This is a genomic window from Amycolatopsis sp. lyj-112 (assembly GCF_046549055.1).
Classification (GTDB): domain Bacteria; phylum Actinomycetota; class Actinomycetes; order Mycobacteriales; family Pseudonocardiaceae; genus Amycolatopsis.
Genome location: NZ_JAJPWS010000006.1, coordinates 86558 through 103329 on the forward strand (window position 1 = coordinate 86558; position 16772 = coordinate 103329).

13 protein-coding genes are annotated in these 16772 nt (G+C 69.5%); 7 read left to right on the forward strand and 6 right to left on the reverse strand.

Annotated elements, in window-relative coordinates; translation table 11 throughout:
- Window positions 1-54 precede the first annotated feature (54 nt).
- Window positions 55-1563 (reverse strand): CoA-acylating methylmalonate-semialdehyde dehydrogenase, encoded by a 1509-nt coding sequence (locus tag ACLJRL_RS21570; RefSeq protein ID WP_410658043.1) that lies wholly within the window; start codon window positions 1561-1563, stop codon window positions 55-57.
- Between the two features lie 138 nt (window positions 1564-1701).
- Between ACLJRL_RS21570 and ACLJRL_RS21575 the strand changes: the two genes are divergently transcribed.
- Together ACLJRL_RS21575 and ACLJRL_RS21580 are read left to right on the forward strand one after the other, a co-directional pair.
- Window positions 1702-3324 carry a PucR family transcriptional regulator gene (locus ACLJRL_RS21575; protein WP_410658044.1) on the forward strand — a complete coding sequence of 541 codons (1623 nt, stop codon included), beginning with the start codon at window positions 1702-1704 and terminating at the stop codon, window positions 3322-3324.
- Window positions 3325-3383: 59 nt separating this feature from the next.
- Window positions 3384-3749: an SSI family serine proteinase inhibitor gene (locus ACLJRL_RS21580; protein WP_410658045.1), complete on the forward strand. Its 366-nt coding sequence runs from the start codon at window positions 3384-3386 to the stop codon at window positions 3747-3749.
- Between the two features lie 119 nt (window positions 3750-3868).
- Here the strand turns inward: ACLJRL_RS21580 and ACLJRL_RS21585 are convergent, their stop codons facing one another.
- From ACLJRL_RS21585 to ACLJRL_RS21595, 3 genes are all read right to left on the reverse strand, one after another.
- On the reverse strand, window positions 3869-5464 hold the full coding sequence (locus ACLJRL_RS21585) for a DUF4153 domain-containing protein (protein ID WP_410658046.1): 1596 nt from the start codon (window positions 5462-5464) through the stop codon (window positions 3869-3871).
- 74 nt (window positions 5465-5538) lie between these two features.
- Entirely contained in the window at window positions 5539-6585 is a 1047-nt protein-coding gene (locus ACLJRL_RS21590; protein WP_410658047.1) for an ATP-binding protein, read from the reverse strand.
- Entirely contained in the window at window positions 6582-7265 is a 684-nt protein-coding gene (locus ACLJRL_RS21595) for a response regulator transcription factor (RefSeq protein ID WP_410658290.1), read from the reverse strand. Before ACLJRL_RS21595 ends, ACLJRL_RS21590 begins: the two co-directional genes overlap by 4 nt.
- Window positions 7266-7506: 241 nt before the next feature.
- Between ACLJRL_RS21595 and ACLJRL_RS21600 the strand changes: the two genes are divergently transcribed.
- The 4 genes from ACLJRL_RS21600 to ACLJRL_RS21615 are packed head-to-tail and all read left to right on the forward strand — an operon-like array spanning window position 7507 to window position 12271.
- Window positions 7507-9051: an NCS1 family nucleobase:cation symporter-1 gene (locus ACLJRL_RS21600; protein ID WP_410658048.1), complete on the forward strand. Its 1545-nt coding sequence runs from the start codon at window positions 7507-7509 to the stop codon at window positions 9049-9051.
- A complete protein-coding gene (locus ACLJRL_RS21605; RefSeq protein WP_184901468.1) occupies window positions 9044-9886 on the forward strand; it encodes a nitrilase-related carbon-nitrogen hydrolase in 843 nt (280 codons plus the stop codon). The genes ACLJRL_RS21600 and ACLJRL_RS21605 overlap by 8 nt, the downstream gene beginning before the upstream one ends.
- Window positions 9886-11271 carry a dihydropyrimidinase gene (gene hydA / locus ACLJRL_RS21610; protein WP_410658049.1) on the forward strand — a complete coding sequence of 462 codons (1386 nt, stop codon included), beginning with the start codon at window positions 9886-9888 and terminating at the stop codon, window positions 11269-11271. The genes ACLJRL_RS21605 and hydA overlap by 1 nt, the downstream gene beginning before the upstream one ends.
- Before the next feature lie 10 nt (window positions 11272-11281).
- Window positions 11282-12271, forward strand: a complete 990-nt coding sequence (locus tag ACLJRL_RS21615; protein WP_410658050.1) for a TIGR03842 family LLM class F420-dependent oxidoreductase — start codon at window positions 11282-11284, stop codon at window positions 12269-12271.
- 67 nt (window positions 12272-12338) lie between these two features.
- On the opposite strand, the gene ACLJRL_RS21620 is transcribed toward ACLJRL_RS21615, so the two are convergent.
- On the reverse strand, window positions 12339-13853 hold the full coding sequence (locus tag ACLJRL_RS21620) for an FAD-dependent monooxygenase (RefSeq protein ID WP_410658051.1): 1515 nt from the start codon (window positions 13851-13853) through the stop codon (window positions 12339-12341).
- 175 nt (window positions 13854-14028) lie between these two features.
- On the opposite strand from ACLJRL_RS21620, the gene ACLJRL_RS21625 reads away from it, so the two are divergent.
- The gene (locus ACLJRL_RS21625) at window positions 14029-15504 is read left to right on the forward strand and encodes an alpha/beta hydrolase (RefSeq protein ID WP_410658052.1); all 1476 of its coding nucleotides are present in this window, start codon (window positions 14029-14031) and stop codon (window positions 15502-15504) included.
- Here ACLJRL_RS21625 and ACLJRL_RS21630 read toward each other — a convergent pair.
- Entirely contained in the window at window positions 15480-16709 is a 1230-nt protein-coding gene (locus ACLJRL_RS21630) for a styrene monooxygenase/indole monooxygenase family protein (protein ID WP_410658053.1), read from the reverse strand. The genes ACLJRL_RS21625 and ACLJRL_RS21630 overlap by 25 nt on opposite strands.
- Window positions 16710-16772 lie beyond the last annotated feature (63 nt).

Sequence of the window (16772 nt, forward strand, 5' to 3'; positions counted from 1 at the left end):
GAGTCCCTCAAGGAGGCCTTCACGGACTCGGAACACTCGGCCGGAAGCGCGACTTCAGCTGTTGCGCGGGAATCCGAGGTTCACTCCGCCCTGCGAAGGGTCCGGCCACCGTGAAGTGACGACCTTCGTCCGCGTGAAGAAGTGGAACCCTTCCGGACCGTAGGCGTGGCTGTCCCCGAACAGTGAGTCCTTCCATCCGCCGAACGAGTAGTAGGCGACCGGCACCGGGATCGGCACGTTGACGCCGACCATCCCGACCTCGACCTCGTTCTGGAACCGCCGCGCGGCCCGGCCGTCGTTGGTGAAGATCGCGGTCCCGTTGCCGTAGGGGTTGGCGTTGATCAGGTCCAGCGCCGCGTCGTAGCCCTCGGCGCGCGCGACGGTGAGCACGGGGCCGAAGATCTCGTCGGTGTAGACGGACATCTCCGGGGTCACGTGGTCGAACAGTGTCGGGCCGAGCCAGAACCCACCGTCCTCGCCGTCGACCTCGACACCGCGGCCGTCGACGACGAGCCTCGCGCCCGCCTCGACACCGGCGTCCACATAGGACTCGACGCGTTCGTGGTGCGCGGCGGTGACCAGCGGGCCCATTTCCGACGTGGGCCGCCTGCCGTCGCCGACGCGGAGCCGGGTGATCCGTTCGGCGATCTTCGCCACCAGTTCGTCGCCGACCGGGTCGACCGCGACCACGACCGACACCGCCATGCACCGCTCCCCCGCCGAGCCGAAGCCCGCGGAGACGGCCGCGTCGGCGGCGAGATCGAGGTCGGCGTCCGGGAGCACGACCATGTGGTTCTTCGCCCCGCCGAGCGCCTGGACGCGCTTTCCGTTCCTGGTCCCGGTTTCGTAGACGTACTTCGCGATCGGCGTCGACCCGACGAACGAGATCGCCTTGACGTCGCGGTGTTCCAGCAGGCCGTCGACGGCGACCTTGTCACCGTGCAGGACGTTGAGGACGCCGTCGGGCAGGCCCGCCTCGGCGAACAGTTCCGCGATGAACACCGCCGCGGACGGGTCCTTCTCGCTCGGCTTGAGCACGACGGTGTTGCCGCAGGCGAGCGCGTTCGGCACGAACCACAACGGGACCATGGCCGGGAAGTTGAACGGCGAGATCACGCCGACCACGCCCAGCGGCTGCGCGATCGAGTAGACGTCGACGCCGGTGGAGGCGTTCTCGCTGAAGCCGCCCTTGAGCAGTTGCGCCGCGCCGCAGGCGTACTCGACGTTCTCGATGGCCCGGGCGATCTCGCCGGCGGCGTCGGATTCGACCTTGCCGTGCTCGCTGGTGACGATCTTCGTCAGCTCGTCGCGCCGGGCCGTCAGCAGCTCGCGGAAGGCGAACAGCACGCGCGTCCGCCCGGCCAGCGACGTCCCGCGCCAGCCCGGGAGTGCCCGGGAAGCGGCCGCGACGGCGGTTTCGACGTCGTCCTGGCCGGCGAAGGAGACCTTCGCCCGAACCTGTCCGGTGGCCGGATCGAACACGTCACCGGATCGTTCGCTCACGCCTTCGAACGGTTTGCCGTCTATCCAGTGGTTGATGCGTTCGGTGGTGCGGTCGGTCACGGGTGCCCTCCTGGTCCGGGATGACTGCTCCGGTCGAGTCTGGGTGCGCACGCCACACCGACGCCATCGGCAACGTGTACGGACTCGCGTTCCCGGCCGTACAGTCTGTCTCCTGCGTTCCGACCAGGTGGGAGGCCGATGTACCCGACCGTCGCCGAGGTGCTCGCGCTGCCGGTGCTGCGCCAGGGCAGGCCCCATGTGGTGGCGGGTGCGGCGGGGCTGGACACGCCGGTCCGCTGGGCGCACGTCGCCGAGGTCGCGGACATCGCCCATCTGCTGCGGGGCGGGGAACTCGTGCTGACCACCGGGGTCGCGCTGCCCGATGACGGCGCCGCGCTCGCCCGCTACGTCGCCGATCTCGCCGGGGTCGGGGTGGCCGGGCTCGTGGTCGAACTCGTCCGTCATTGGAGTGACAAGCTGCCGTCCGCGCTCGTCGACGCCGCGGACCACCACGGAGTCCCCTTGGTGACCCTTTCGCGGGAAACGCGCTTCGTGTCGGTCACCGAAGCGGTGAACGGGCTGATCGTCGACGCCCAGGTCGCTGAACTCCGGGCGGCGGAACGGGTCCACGAGACCTTCACCGCGCTGACGGTCGCCGGCGCCGAACCCGGCGACATCCTGCGCGAGGTCGCCCGGCTCACCGAACATCCCGTCGTGCTGGAGACGCTCTCGCACGAAGTACTGGCCTACGACACGGCGGGCACCGACGCCGGCGAACTGCTGCCCGGCTGGCCGTCCCGGTCACGACCGGTGCAGGTCGGCGAGCGGACCGGGTTCCACGCGGGCGCGGGCTGGCTGGTCACCGTGGTCGGCGCGCGCGGGCACGACTGGGGACGGCTGATCGTGGTGTGCGGGGATCCGCCACCGCACCGGCACGTGGTGGTCGCCGAACGCGCCGCGTCCGCGCTCGCGGTCCACCGGCTGGTCGCCAAGGACACCGACAGCCTCGAACGCCAGGCACACCGCGCGATCCTGACCGAACTGCTGGCGAACCCGGTGCCGCCCGCCGAACTGACCGCGCGGGCCTCCGCGTTGGGCGTCCCGCTGACGGGACGGCTTCTGGTGGGCGTCGCCGTGCGGCCCCGGATCACCGCGACCTCCAGGACCGCGCTGTCGACGCCGGTGCTGTTGCGGGAGCTCGCCGAGGCGACCGCGCTCGCCGCGCGGCGGGCCAAGGTGTCCGCGCTGGTGGCCGCCGACGACACCCTGGTGCGCGCGCTGATCGCGTTGTCGCCGGAGGCGGGGGTCGACACGGTGCTGCAGCGGCTGGCCACCGACGTCCACGAAGCCCGTTCCAGTGCGCCCGCCGTGGTCGCGGCGGGGACCACGGGCACCGGGCCCGCCGAGGCGCGCCGGACACTCGTCGAAGCCGCCCAGGTCGCGGCCGCCGCGCTCACCGAGCACAAGGACCGGGTGGTCCACCGCCTCGATGACGTCCGGTTGCGCGGGCTGCTGCATCTGCTGGCCGGGGACGAGCGGATCACCGCGTTCGCCGCGCGGGAGCTCGGCCCGCTGCTGAGCCGGGACGCCGCGCAGGGCAGCCGGCTGGTGCAAGCGCTGCGTCACTACTGCGAGCACGGGGGCAACAAATCGGCCGCGGCGGCGGCCGCGCACACCTCCCGCACCGCCTACTACCAGCAGCTGGCCCGGATCGAGCAGGTGCTCGGGGTGCGGCTGGAAGACCCGGAATCGATGCTCTCCCTCTACGTCGCCTTGCTCGCACACGACATTCGAGCGGACGACGACCACACGTCCGGGTGAGCAAATCTCACCCAAGCGTGGAACACAGTCACCGGGTCATGTCAGCCGATAGCGTTGGTATGGCTTTCTTCGAACCGATCGGCGCCTGCATGCTCGCGCTGGCCTGCCTCACCCCGGCACAGCCCGCCGAGTCCACGTTTCAGCTGACCAGCCACGAGCCCAGCGGCCGGACCGGCACCGTCTCGCTCAGCTGCCAGCCTCTCGGGGGCTCGCACCCGAAGCGCGGCGACGCCTGCGACAGTCTGTCCAAAGTGGACGGAGAATTCGACCGGCTCCGTGGGGAGCCGCGGGCCTGCACGCTGGAATACGCCCCGGTGGACGTCTCCGCCGTCGGCAAGTGGCGTGGGGAACCGGTCACCTACCGCACGTCCTACGCGAACCGCTGCGTCGCCGACACCGAGTCGGACGGCGTCTTCACCTTCTGACCGGCCCTGACGCGGCCGCCGGGCCTCCCCCTCGGTGGCCCGGCGGTCGCCGCCGCACTCGACCACCGCCTTGATCGCCCTCACCCCCAGGAGGGCGATCAAGGCAGTGGTGCCGCGGCTCAGCGACGGGCCGGGAAGGAACACCTCGCCCCGTCCGCTGTGGCAACGGGGCTCTGACGCGCGAGGGACCGGCTCAGGTTCCATTCACGCCAATCATCTTCGGAGATCCTCATCACGACCGGCCCGAGCACACACGACCGCAGCGGCTCCGGGAGCCGGTCCGCCGCCGGTACGACGTCGGTGGAAAACCCTGACAGGTAGTCGGTATCGAGCGTCCGGCCCGCCGTGAGCCGGTCGATGTTGCGGTCGGCGATGAACCGTTCCGGGTCGAGCACGGCCAGCCCCAGCAGGGCCACGACGGCGGCACCGATGGCCGCGCGCGGCAGCCATGCCGAACGCAACGGGATCAGCGAAGCCAGGACCAGCGAGAAGATCGCGCCGATCCAGAGTTCACAGACCTCGACCAGCAGCCGCAGCACGGTGAACCCGTACGCCTGCTGGTATGTCCACATGCGACTCAACGCGGACGCGACCAGCACCAGGCTGAGCACGCTCAGCACGCCGAGCAGTCCGCGCTGCCATCCGCGATCGGCCGCCGAGGACTTCGGCGCCCATCGCAGCGCCGCCGCGACCAGCAGCAGGGTCAGCACGGTGATGGCGGACAGCTGCCAGAACCCGCTCCTGGCGTATTCGGCCGCGGTCAGGCCGCTCGTCTTCAGGACGTATTCGGTACCACCGAACAACACGACCAGGCGGACCGCGACGAAACTCGCGAACAGCAGGACGAGCACCCCCAGCGGCAGTGCCCATTCCAGCCGGTGCGCGAGCCGTTTGCGGGGCACCTCGTCGTCCGCGGGCAGCGGCGGCGCCGCCAGCAGGTAGCAGGCCCCGGCGACGGCGAACGCGGCCACGGTGAAGAGGAAACCCCAGCGCACGAAGGTATCCGGGTTCAGGTCGGGGATCACCGCGTCGACGACGCTCGCGAACGCGGCGTCCGCACCGCGCAGCAGCGGGACGAACACCAGCAGCAAGACCGCGCTCGCCAGCACGGGGACCAGAAACCTCGGCTTCGAACGGTTCCCCGGCTTCTTGCCGAGTTTCGCGACACCGCGTCCGATCCACGGGATCGAGAGCATCGCTTCGATCGGGACCGCGAAGACGTCGTAGATGATCGTGTTCATGGTGCGTTTCCCGACCACGGCGAGGGAACCCGCGACGCAGGCGGCCAGGACGCACAACACGTTCAGCCACAGCGACCCGCGGATCATGCCGACCGCGAGCAGCCCGAGCGCGGCCGCCGCCCACAACGCGCTGCCCACGCCGAAGTGCGGTTCGGCATCGCAGCGGGCCCGCCTGTCGGCGAAGTAGACGGCCACCGCGAAGGCCAGCCCGGCCACGAACCAGCCGACGCCGGGCCGGTCCAGCGGCAGCGCGACGGCGGTGATCAGCCCGGCCGCGACCGCCGCGGGCAGCACCGAACCGGGCAGCGGGACGATCGCCGACTTCGGCGGCGCCACCGGCCGCATCAGCACCGGCACCTGCGCCCGCGTCGCTGACGGCACCGGCGGTGCAGTCGGCGCAGTCGGCAGGGTGGTCGTTGACGTGGTCGCGGGCGGCGTGGCGTGCGCCTGCTTTTCCTCTTCTTCTTCGCTCATGATTTCCTCTCAGTACGTTTGCGAATGCACATAGCGCAGGGTGTGGGGAGCCGCCGAAGAAGACCGAAGCGGCGTTAGGGCACGGGGATGACGACGCGGATGACGCAGCCCGGCTGCTCTTCCGGGGTGACCACGGCGATGCTGCCGTCGTGCAGGTCGACCACCCATCGGGCGATCGCGAGGCCGAGGCCGGTGCCCCCGCCCCCCGCCCGCTCGCCGCGGGTGAACCGCTCGAACACGCTGTCCCGCTCCCCCGGCGGGATCCCGGGTCCTTCGTCTTCGACCTCGATGACGACAGCGCCGTCCTCGCCCTCCCGGCGAACAGCCCGCACCCGGACCTCGCCACCGGACGGTCCGTGGCGGACGGCATTGTCGAGGAGGTTCACCACGACCTGGTAGAGCCGGCCGCGGTCGGCGACGGCCATCGCGCCGGGCGGCTGGACGTCGACGGCGAACCGCACGCCGCGGCCGGTCGCGGCGGAGGTCACCCCCGCCTCGGCGGCGACCTCGTCCAGGAGCAGTTCGAGGTCGAACTCCTCCAGCTGCAGCGGGAACGCGCCGGCGTCGATCCGGGACAGGTCGAGCAGTTCCGAGACCAGCTTGCCGAGCCGTTCGGTCTGCTGCAGCGCGGTCTTCAGCGTCGCCGGATCGGGTTTCGCGACCCCGTCGACCAGGTTCTCCAGCACCCCGTTCAAGGCGGTGATCGGCGTGCGGAGTTCGTGGGAGACGTTCGCGATCAGCTCGCGCCGCCGCTGGTCGGAGGCGTCGAGGTCGGCGGCCATCTGGTTGAAGGCGTGGGAAAGCTCGCCGACCTCGTCCCGCGCGGTCGCGCGGACCCGGCGGGTGTAGTCGCCCTTGGCCATCGCGCGGGCGGCGGCGGTCATCTCGCGCAGCGGCCTGGTCATCCCGTGCGCCAGGATCTGCGAGGTGACCACGGCGAGCACCATCGCGGCGATCGTGGTGCGCGGCGGTAGCCAGCCGATCTGCCAGTTGAAGAAGGCGAACGCGATACCGCCCGAGGACACCAGCAGGATCGCGAGCTTGAGCTTGATGGAGCGGACCGGGTCGAGCGGTCTCGGGAGCGCGTCGATGATCCGGCCGAGCAGCGGGCGCAGCTTCACGATCCCACCTCCAGGGCATAGCCGACGCCGTGCACGGTGCGGATGAGGTCCGCCCCCAGCTTGCGGCGCAGCGCCTTGATGTGACTGTCGACGGCGCGGGTGCCCGAGCCGGTGCCCGCGACGTCCCAGTCCCAGACCTCGCTCAGCAGCCGTTCCCGCGGCTGCACCGCCCTCGGGCGCTTCGCGAAGTGGACGAGCAGATCGAACTCGATCGGCGTCAGCTGGGCCGGGATGCCCGCCCGCGAGACCCGCCGCTGTTCGATGTCGATCTCGAGGTCGCCGAGCACGATCTTCGTACCCGCGTCGGTCACGTCGGCCCGGGCGGAGCGCTCGACGCGACGCAGCAGCGCGTGCACCCTGGCCGAGAGCACCCGCATGGAGAACGGCTTGGTGAGGTAGTCGTCGGCGCCGACGCCGAGCCCGATCAGCATGTCCGTCTCGTCCGAACGGGCGGTCAGCATCAGCACCGGGACCGGGCGGCGCGCCTGGATCCGGCGGCAGACCTCGAGCCCGTCGAACCCCGGCAGCATCACGTCCAGCACCACGAGGTCCGGCTCCTGCGCGACGGCGGCTTCGACCCCCGTCGGGCCGTCGTGCGCCAGGTCCACGGTGAAGCCCTCGGCCCGCAAGCGCGCGGCGAGGGCTTCGGCGATCGTCACGTCGTCCTCGACGACGAGCACCCGGCGTCCTCCCAGTTCCATGGCGATGACTTTAAGCACCGGGCGTGGAGACCATTCGGGTGAGCTGTGGAGATCTTGTGGAGATGTTTCAGCCAATTTGCCGGATTGCTACGACCGTGTGTGTGACGCAGGTCATGCACCAGGGGCCGCCGAACGCAATCGACAGTGTGCGTTCCGACGCGACCAACGGTGAACAGTCTGCCAGTCCCACCCGCGCGGCGAGGACGAGCACGATTCCGCAATGGAGCCGACGGCACGCGGAACACAGCTCGTGCATCCCGATGGCCGGGTCGAACTCGGCGAGGTCGAGTCCCTCAAGGACAGCCGCTTCTTCAACGAGGAACTCGCCCCGGTCCCGGTGGAAAAACGGACCTGGACCACCTACAACTACTTCGCGCTGTGGATGGGGATGGCGCACAACATCCCCTCGTACGCGCTCGCCGCGTCGCTGATCGCCCTCGGTATGGACTGGGTGCAGGCGCTGCTCACGATCACCATCGGCAACCTGATCGTGCTCGTCCCGATGCTGCTCAACAGCCACGCCGGGACGAAGTACGGCATCCCGTTCCCGGTGTTCGCCCGCGCCTTCTTCGGGATGCGCGGCGCGAACCTGGCGGCGCTGCTCCGGGCGTTCATCGCCTGCGGCTGGTTCGGCATCCAGACCTGGGTCGGTGGCGAGGCCGTCTACATCATCGTCGGACGGCTGACGGGCTCCGCCTGGAAGGACTCCACGATCGTCCTCGGCCAGCACTGGACGCTGTGGCTTTCGTTCGGCCTGTTCTGGCTGTTCCAGATGCTCATCATCTGGCGCGGCATGGAAGCGGTCCGGAAGTTCGAGAACTGGACGGCGCCGCTGGTGTCGGTCGGTTTCCTGATCCTGCTGGGCTACGTGCTGGTCAAGGCGGGCGGGCTCGGCCCGATCCTGTCCGAGCCCGGGAAACTCGGCTGGGGCCCGGACTTCTGGAAGGTGTTCGCGCCGGCGTTGATGGCGATGATCGCGTTCTGGTCGACGCTTTCGCTCAACATGCCGGACTTCACCCGCTTCGGCGGCAGCCAGGGCAAGCAGGTCCGCGGTCAGCTCCTCGGCCTGCCGACCACGATGACCTTCATCGCGATCGTGGCGATCCTGACCACCTCAGGAGGCAGCGTCCTCTACGGCGAGCAGATCTGGGACCCGGCGAAACTGGCCGACCGGTTCGACTCCCCGGTCGTCGTCGTGGTCGCGCTGATCGCGCTGGTGCTGGCGACGGTGTCGGCGAACCTCGCGGCCAACGTGGTCAGCCCGTCCTACGACTTCTCCAACGCGTTCCCGAAGAAGATCACCTTCGCCGTCGGCGGGCTGATCACCGGGATCATCGGTATCGCCATCCAGCCGTGGCGGCTCTACTCCGACCCGAACATCTACATCTTCGCGTGGCTCGGTTTCTACGGCGGGCTCCTGGGCGCCGTCGCCGGAGTACTCGTCGCCGGCTACTGGGTGGTCAACCGCACCGAACTGAACCTGCGGGACCTCTACACCGAACGCGGCGTCTACTGGTTCAACGGCGGCTGGAACTGGCGCGCGCTGGTCGCGACGCTGGTCGGCGCCGTGCTGTCGGTCGGCGGCGCATACGGCGGGCCATTCCCCGCCGACGGGCTGATCCCGTTCCTGAAACCGCTCTACGACTACAACTGGGTCGTCGGACTGGCGGGCGCCTTCGTCGTCTTCCTGCTGCTGACCAAGACCGCGCGCAACCGCACCGCCGATACCGGCACCGTCGAAAGCAAGGAGTACGCGAGTGAGTGACCTGGTCCGAGCCGGATTGATCCAGCAGCGGTGGACGGGTGACAAGGAGTCGATGATCGCGGGAGCGGTCGAGGCCATCGGGAAGGCCGCTTCGCAGGGGGCCCAGGTCATCTGCCTCCAGGAGTTGTTCTACGGCCCCTATTTCTGCCAGGTGCAGGACACCGACTACTACTCCTACACCGAGGGCATCCCCGACGGGCCGACGACGAAGCTCATGCAGGAAGTGGCCGAACGCCACGGCGTCGTGCTCGTCGTCCCGATGTACGAGGTCGAACAGCCCGGCGTGTACTACAACACCGCCGCGGTGATCGACGCCGACGGGACCTACCTCGGCAAGCACCGCAAGAACCACATCCCGCAGGTGAAGGGCTTCTGGGAGAAGTTCTACTTCCGGCCCGGCAACATGGGCTACCCGGTGTTCGACACCGCCGTCGGCCGCATCGGCGTCTACATCTGTTACGAGCGGCACTTCCCGGAAGGCTGGCGCGCGCTGGGCCTGGCCGGGGCGAAGATCGTGTTCAACCCGTCGGCGACCAGCCGCGGCCTGTCGGAGTACCTGTGGCGGCTGGAGCAGCCCGCGGCCGCCGTCGCGAACGAGTACTTCGTCGGCACGATCAACCGCGTCGGCGTGGAACCACTGGGCGACAACGACTTCTACGGTCAGTCCTACTTCGCGGACCCGCGTGGCCAGCTGATCGGCGAGGCCGCTTCCGACACCGAGGAGGAGATCGTCATCCGCGACCTCGACATGGCGCAGCTCGCCGAGGTCCGTGACCTGTGGGCCTTCTACCGAGACCGCCGTCCCGACAGCTACGGACCCCTCGCGGAGGCGTGATGACCACCCTCATCAGCGGCGGGCAGGTGCTGTCCACGGCCGGCGCGTCCGTGGCGGACGTCCTCGTCGACGGCGAGACGATCGTGGCGGTCGGCGCACCGGGCACCCTCGGACCGGCCGACGAGACCCTCGACGCCACCGGGAAGTACGTGCTGCCCGGCGGGATCGACGCGCACACCCATATGGAGATGCCGTTCGGCGGCACGCATTCCGTCGACTCGTTCGGCACCGGGACGACGGCGGCGGCGTGGGGCGGCACGACCACGATCATCGACTTCGCCGTCCAGGCCAAGGGCACCTCCCTGCTGTCCACTATGGACAAGTGGCATGAGAAGGCCGACGGCAACTGCGCCATCGACTACGGCTTCCACATGATCGTCTCCGACGTCAACGATTCGTCGTTGAAGGAGATGCAGGCCTGTGTGGACGGCGGGGTCGGCAGCTTCAAGATGTTCATGGCGTACCCGGGGGTGTTCTACTCCACCGACGGCGAAATCCTGCTGGCCATGCAGAAGGCGCGCGAGATCGGCGCCACGATCATGATGCACGCGGAGAACGGCATCGCGATCGACCAGCTGGCCGCGCAGGCGTTCGCCGCCGGGAAGATCGACCCGGTCCAGCACGGGCTCACCCGGCCGCCGGAGCTGGAAGGCGAGGCGACGTCGCGCGCGATCCAGCTGGCGAAGGTGACCGGGGCGCCGCTGTACATCGTGCACCTCTCCGCGTCGCAAGCGCTGGCAGCGGTCGCGGAGGCGCGCGACGACGGCCAGAACGTCTTCGCGGAGACCTGTCCTCAGTACCTCTATCTGTCCATCGAGGACTTGGCGAAACCGGATTTCGAAGGCGCGAAGTACATCGCCTCTCCCCCGCTGCGCGAGAAATCGCATCAGGCGGACCTGTGGCGAGGGCTGCGCACCAACGACCTCTCGGTGGTGTCGACCGATCACTGCCCGTTCTGCTTCAAGGACCAGAAGGAACTCGGCCGCGGCGACTTCCGCGCGATCCCCAACGGGATCCCCGGTGTCGAGCATCGGATGGACCTGCTGCACCAGGGTGTCGTCGCCGGTGAGCTGACGCTCGGCCGCTGGGTCGAGACCTGTTCGACCACCCCGGCGCGGATGTTCGGGCTGTACCCGCGCAAGGGTGTCATCGCGGCGGGTTCGGACGCGGACATCGTGATCTACGACCCGGCCGCGAAACAGACCCTGTCGGTCGAGACGCACCACATGAACGTGGACTACTCGGCCTACGAAGGCCTGGAGATCACCGGCAAGGTCGAGACCGTGCTCTCGCGCGGCCGCGTGGTGGTGTCGCCGTCGGGCTTCTCGGGCAGTACGACGCACGGGAAATTCCTCTCGCGCGACCTGAACCAGTACCTGAATTGAGGCGGGGGCCGTGGATTTCGGGATAGTTCTCCAGACCGACCCGCCCGCGCGCGACCTCGTGCGGCTGATGAAGGCCGCCGAGGACCAGGGTTTCCGCTACGGCTGGACGTTCGATTCGTGCGTGCTGTGGCAGGAACCGTTCGTCATCTACTCGCAGATCCTCGCCGCGACGTCGTCGATGATCGTGGGCCCGATGGTGACCAGCCCGGCCACCCGGGACTGGTCGGTGATGGCGTCGACCTTCGCCACGCTCAACGACATGTACGGCAACCGGACGGTGTGCGGGATCGGCCGGGGCGATTCGGCGCACCGGGTCGTCGGCATGGCACCGTCCACTTTGGCCACCGTGCGCGACTGCATGCACGTGGTCAAGGAACTGGCCGAGGGCCGGGAAGTCCTGTTGCGGGACAAGCCCGTCCAGATCCCGTGGATCCGCAACGGGCGGCTCGAAATGTGGATGGCCGGGTACGGGCCCAAGGCCCTGAAGACGGTCGGTGAGCACGCCGACGGCTTCATCCTGCAGTGCGCGGATCCGGCGATCGCCCGGTGGACCATCGGCGCGGTCCGCGAGGCGGCCCGGGCGGCGGGCCGGGATCCGGGCGGGATCACGATCTGTCTCGCGGCCCCGGCCTACGTCGGCGACGACCTGGCGCACCAACGGGAACAGCTGCGCTGGTTCGGCGGGATGGTCGGCAACCATGTCGCGGATCTCGTGTCGCGGTACGGCGATTCCGGGCCGGTGCCGCACGAACTGACCGATTACATCCGTGAGCGGCAGGGTTACGACTACTCGCACCACGGGCGGGCGGGGAATCCGTCGACCGACTTCGTGCCGGACGAGATCGTGGACCGGTTCTGCCTCGTGGGGCCGTCGTCGGCGCATGTGGACCGGCTGGCGGAACTGGCTTCGCTGGGCGTGGACCAGTTCGCGCTCTACCTGATGCACGATCAGCGGGAGGAAACGCTGAAGCGGTACGGGTCCGAAGTCATCGGCAAGTAGCGTTTCGTCCTCTCCTTGCGGTCCATGCACACGCAACTACCGCAAGGAGAGGACGAAACGCGTCAGGTCAGCCGCCGAACCAGGCGGAAAGGGCTTCTCGCAGACCGTCCGCGGCGGTGTCTTCGGCGCTCGCCGCGAAGGCGATGTACCCGTCCGGACGGATCAGGAGGACGTCGGCGGGCCGGTCCTCGGCCTTGGCCTTGGCGAGATGGACGTCGACGAGACCTCCTTGCGCGAGTTCCCGCAGTTCGGGACGGTCGGCGAGGTCGAGCAGCACCGGCCGCGCGAGGCGCAGCAGTTCCCCGACACTCGTCGTGCCCTGATCGGTCTCCAACGCGAAGTCCGGAACGAAGGTGCCGGTCAGAGCGTGGTCACCGCCGCCGGGCATCGGATAGCGGAGGTCCGTCCCGGCGATGTGGGCGGCCAGCCGTTTCGCGGGCTGCTCGTCGCCGAGCAGTTCCTCGAACACCGCCCGCAGCGCCTCGGCGGCCGGGTCTTGCCCTCGTCGCAGCGCGACCTGAGCCTGGGACTGCAGCAACGCGCGGGCCCCCGCGGCGTGGCGTTCGCCGTGGTAGGTGTCCAGAAGTCCCTCCGGCGCCCGACCCTGGAGATCGGCCGCGAGCTTCCAGGCGAGGTTCACCGCGTCGGACATCCCGACGTTGATCGCCGTGCCCGTGGACGGCAGCAGATGGGCCGCGTCACCCGCCAGCAGGACACGTCCGTCCCGGTAGCGCTCGGCCTGCCGGGCGGAGAACTGGTAGCGCGAAAGCCGGACCGGGTCGCCCAGCGGGACGTCCCCGCCGAGCACACGGCGGATGCTGTCGCCGAGTTCGGTCAGGGTCATCGGCACGTCGTCGTCGACCTCGCCGGGATCCTCTTCGGTGGTCTGGATGAACAGGATCCCGGGGGTCAGCGAGCCGAGGGCGAACACCCCGCCGTCCGTGCGCGTGAAGCCCGCTTTGACCCGGCCCAGCTCGGGGGTCTCGATGTCGCCGTTCTCGTGCACGGTCAGCCCGTCCGGGACACTGACCTGCCCGATCCGGTTGACCTCGGGATAGGTGGTGCCGGGGAACCCGATCCCGGCCAGCCCGCGGATCGGGCTGCGGCCGCCGTCGCAGCCCACCAGGTACGGCGCGGTCACCTCGTAGGTCCCGTCCGGCCCGCGAACCTGAGCCGTCACGGAGGTGGCGTCCTGGGTCAGCCCGACGACCTCGTGCCCGCGGCGCAGTTCCGCGCCGAGTTCGACGGCGTGGTCCTCCAGCAGGCGCTCCAGCAGCGGCTGGCGCAGCGGCACCGCCTTCAGCGGCGGCTCGTCGAACCGGGTGAGGTCCACGTGCACCCCGCCGAACGGGAACCGGTCGACGGGGACGGGGTCCGTGACGGCCTCCTGCACCCGCTCCAGCAGGCCCCGGTAACTCAGCAGGTCCAGGATCTGCCCGCTGAGGCCGTGGGCCTTCGGCGTCTTTCCCTGTTCCGGCCGCCGTTCCAGGACCAGCGGTCGCACACCGGCCAGGCGAAGTTCCCCGGCCAGCATCAGCCCGGTCGGGCCCGCACCCACGATGATCACGTCGACGTCCGACAAATCGTCACCCCTGTTTCCCTGTTTTTGGCTACGGCGGAGGATTCTGCGGCATCACCGGGGTCTTGCCGCAAGCCCCCGGGTGCGCTATATGTTGAACATGGAGGGGCGTGCCCCACCATCGTTCCGGGTACGCGCACCAGGGACCGCGTGATCGCGAGACGGAACGCTGGACCGGGTGAACACCATCAGAGTCCGCACCGCTGCTTTGATCACCCTCACCGCTCTCGCCGCCGTCACGATCGCGCCCGCGGTCTCGGCCGCGCCGAAGGGCATCGCCTGGGGTCCCTGTCCGGAAGGATCACCACCCGGCTACGACTGCGCCGAACTCGAGGTCCCCTTGTCGTATCAGGATCCACGGGGACCGAAGCTCACCATCGCGCTCGGCCGTCTCCCCGCGGCGGACCGGAAACACAAGCGCGGCACGATCTTCACCAACCCGGGCGGCCCCGGAAACCCGGGCCGCTTCACCAAGTTCCAGACCCCTTCACTGCACCAGCAGTTCGACATCGTCGGCTTCGACCCGCGTGGGGTCGGGGCCAGCACTCCGGTCCGCTGCTTCGCGAACGACGCGGAAATCGAACCGCTCAAGCGAATCCTCGGCCAGTTCCCGATCACCGCCGAGCAGGAGACACGACACGTCGCCGACGTCCGCGAGGTCGCCGCTTCCTGCGGCCGCAACGCCGGACCTCTGCTGGAGCACTTGCCGACCGCGAACGTCGCCCGCGATCTCGACCGGCTCCGCGAGGCCGCCGGCGAGCCCCGCCTGCGGTACTACGGCCTTTCGTACGGCACGTACCTCGGCGAGACGTACGCCAATTTGTTCCCGCACCGCGTCGGCGCCTTGGCACTCGACGCCGTCGACGATCCCATCGCCTGGTCCACGGGTTACCGTCCGGAGGACGCGAACGTCCCGTTCAGCACCAGGCTCGGCAGCTTCCGGGACGCGGATCGCGCCCTGCAGGCATTCCTCGACACGTGCGCCGCCGACGTCCGGTGCGTGTTCCGTGAACCCGGCACGGATCTGCGGGCCAAGTACGACGCCATCCTCGACCGGCTCGAAGCCTCGCCGGGCGCGATCACCTACCAGGACGTCATCCGGCGCACGCACAACGCGCTGACCGACGAAGCCAACTCCCCCGCACTGGCGGAGTTCCTTCAGGCCGCGGCGAAACCGGCGACAGTGTCCTCAAAGGCCATCGTGACACCGTACGACTCCGCACTGGGCGGCGGCGGAACCCTGTGCGCCGACACGACGAACCCGCGCGATCCGGCCGCCTGGTCGAAGGCCGCGCGCGAAGCCGACCGGGAAGGACGCGGCTTCGGTTCCTATGACACCTACCTTTCCCTGCCGTGTGCCTTCTGGCCTGCCTCCGGCTCGGCGCGCTACGCCGGGCCGTGGAACCGCCCGACCGCACCGATCCTGTTGCTGGCCAACGGTAAGGGCGATCCCGAGACGCCGTACGCCGGAGCGAAGCGGACAGAGCGCATCCTCGGTAATGCCCGCCTCCTGACGCTGGACGCGTGGGGGCACGGCGCCGCGAACCGCAGTGCCTGCGTCAACGCGGCGCTGGACGGCTACCTGACCTACGGACGTCTTCCGGCGCGCGACACCGTCTGCGCCCCCGATCACGAACCCTTCGACGCCAGGTAGTCCAGTGAAACCTTCTCGTCGGTGAGCCACGCGGCGTAGTCGGCGGGATTCTCGAAGATATGCGCGAACCGGTGCGCCACCTCGGGCACCGTTTGCGCGGCTTCCAAAGTGGCCAGTACGTGATCCGGCGGCGGCGCGAGGAAATCGTTGCTCAGCCGGGTCGCGTGCTGTGCCTTTTCCCAGTATTCCGCGAAAGTACGGCGCTGGAACTCCTCGTCGAACGGCCGGTCGCCGTGGTCGAGGATGCTCTGCTCGTAGACCGCGGCCGCGTGAGCCGCCATATTCGCGCCCTGCCCGGCGACCGGGTCGTTCGTCACCGCGGCGTCCCCCATCGCCAGCACCTTCGCTCCCGACGGCAGTGTCCCGACCGGTTCGCGCACGATCGGCAGGACCCGGCCGCGCAGGACGTCCAGCGGCCCGCTCGGCCGGGCATCGGCGAGGGATTCCGCGACCCAGGGGAACTGCTTGCGGAGCAACGTCATGGCGAGTTCGAAATGCTCGCCGGGATCGGTGACGTCGTCCCAGACGTCCAAGGAGCCGCCCGGCACGCCGAAGAACCCGAGACCGAAGACGGGGCCGCGTACGGACTGGATCGGCAGCCCGAACAGTTCACCGGCCGGGGAGAGCCCGAACGTCAGGCCCGGGTAGACCGGAAGCGGCTCGTCCCGACCGGAGACCAGGTACGTGATCCCGATGGTCCGCTGCGGCTCGCGATACCGCGAGTGCCGGTCGTCGCGCGGGAACAGGCTGTCGAACTGCGGACCGCGGCCGGCGGCGACGAGCACCAGGTCGAACTCGCGGGCATAGCCGTCGAGCAGTTCGGGCGTGACCTTGCCGATCCGCACCTCTCCCCCGCGCTCGGCGAACGCGGTCAGCCAGTCGGAGACCTTGACGCGCTGATCGACCGACTGCGCGGGATGGTCGAACCTCGCCTCCCACGAGATCGCGGGTTCCGCCGAATCCCCGGCGAGACCGAACGAAGCGCCGAGGATCCGGGGCGCGTGGCCGTCCCAGAAGTTGATGCCCAGCGCGCGTTCCCGCCGCAGCGCGGGTTCGAACACGCATTGGTTCGAGATGAGCCTGCCCGCGCGGATCGTCCCGGCGTCGCGGTCGGTGACCACGGTGACGGCGTATCCGCGCTTCTGCAGTCCCAGCGCCAGGACCAGTCCGGCCTGACCGGCCCCGGCCACCACGATGCGACGCATGGATTCCCCTTCCCCCGAGCTTTCCCGACGGTTCAGTCTCGCCGGATTTTCGCTGCGGGGCAA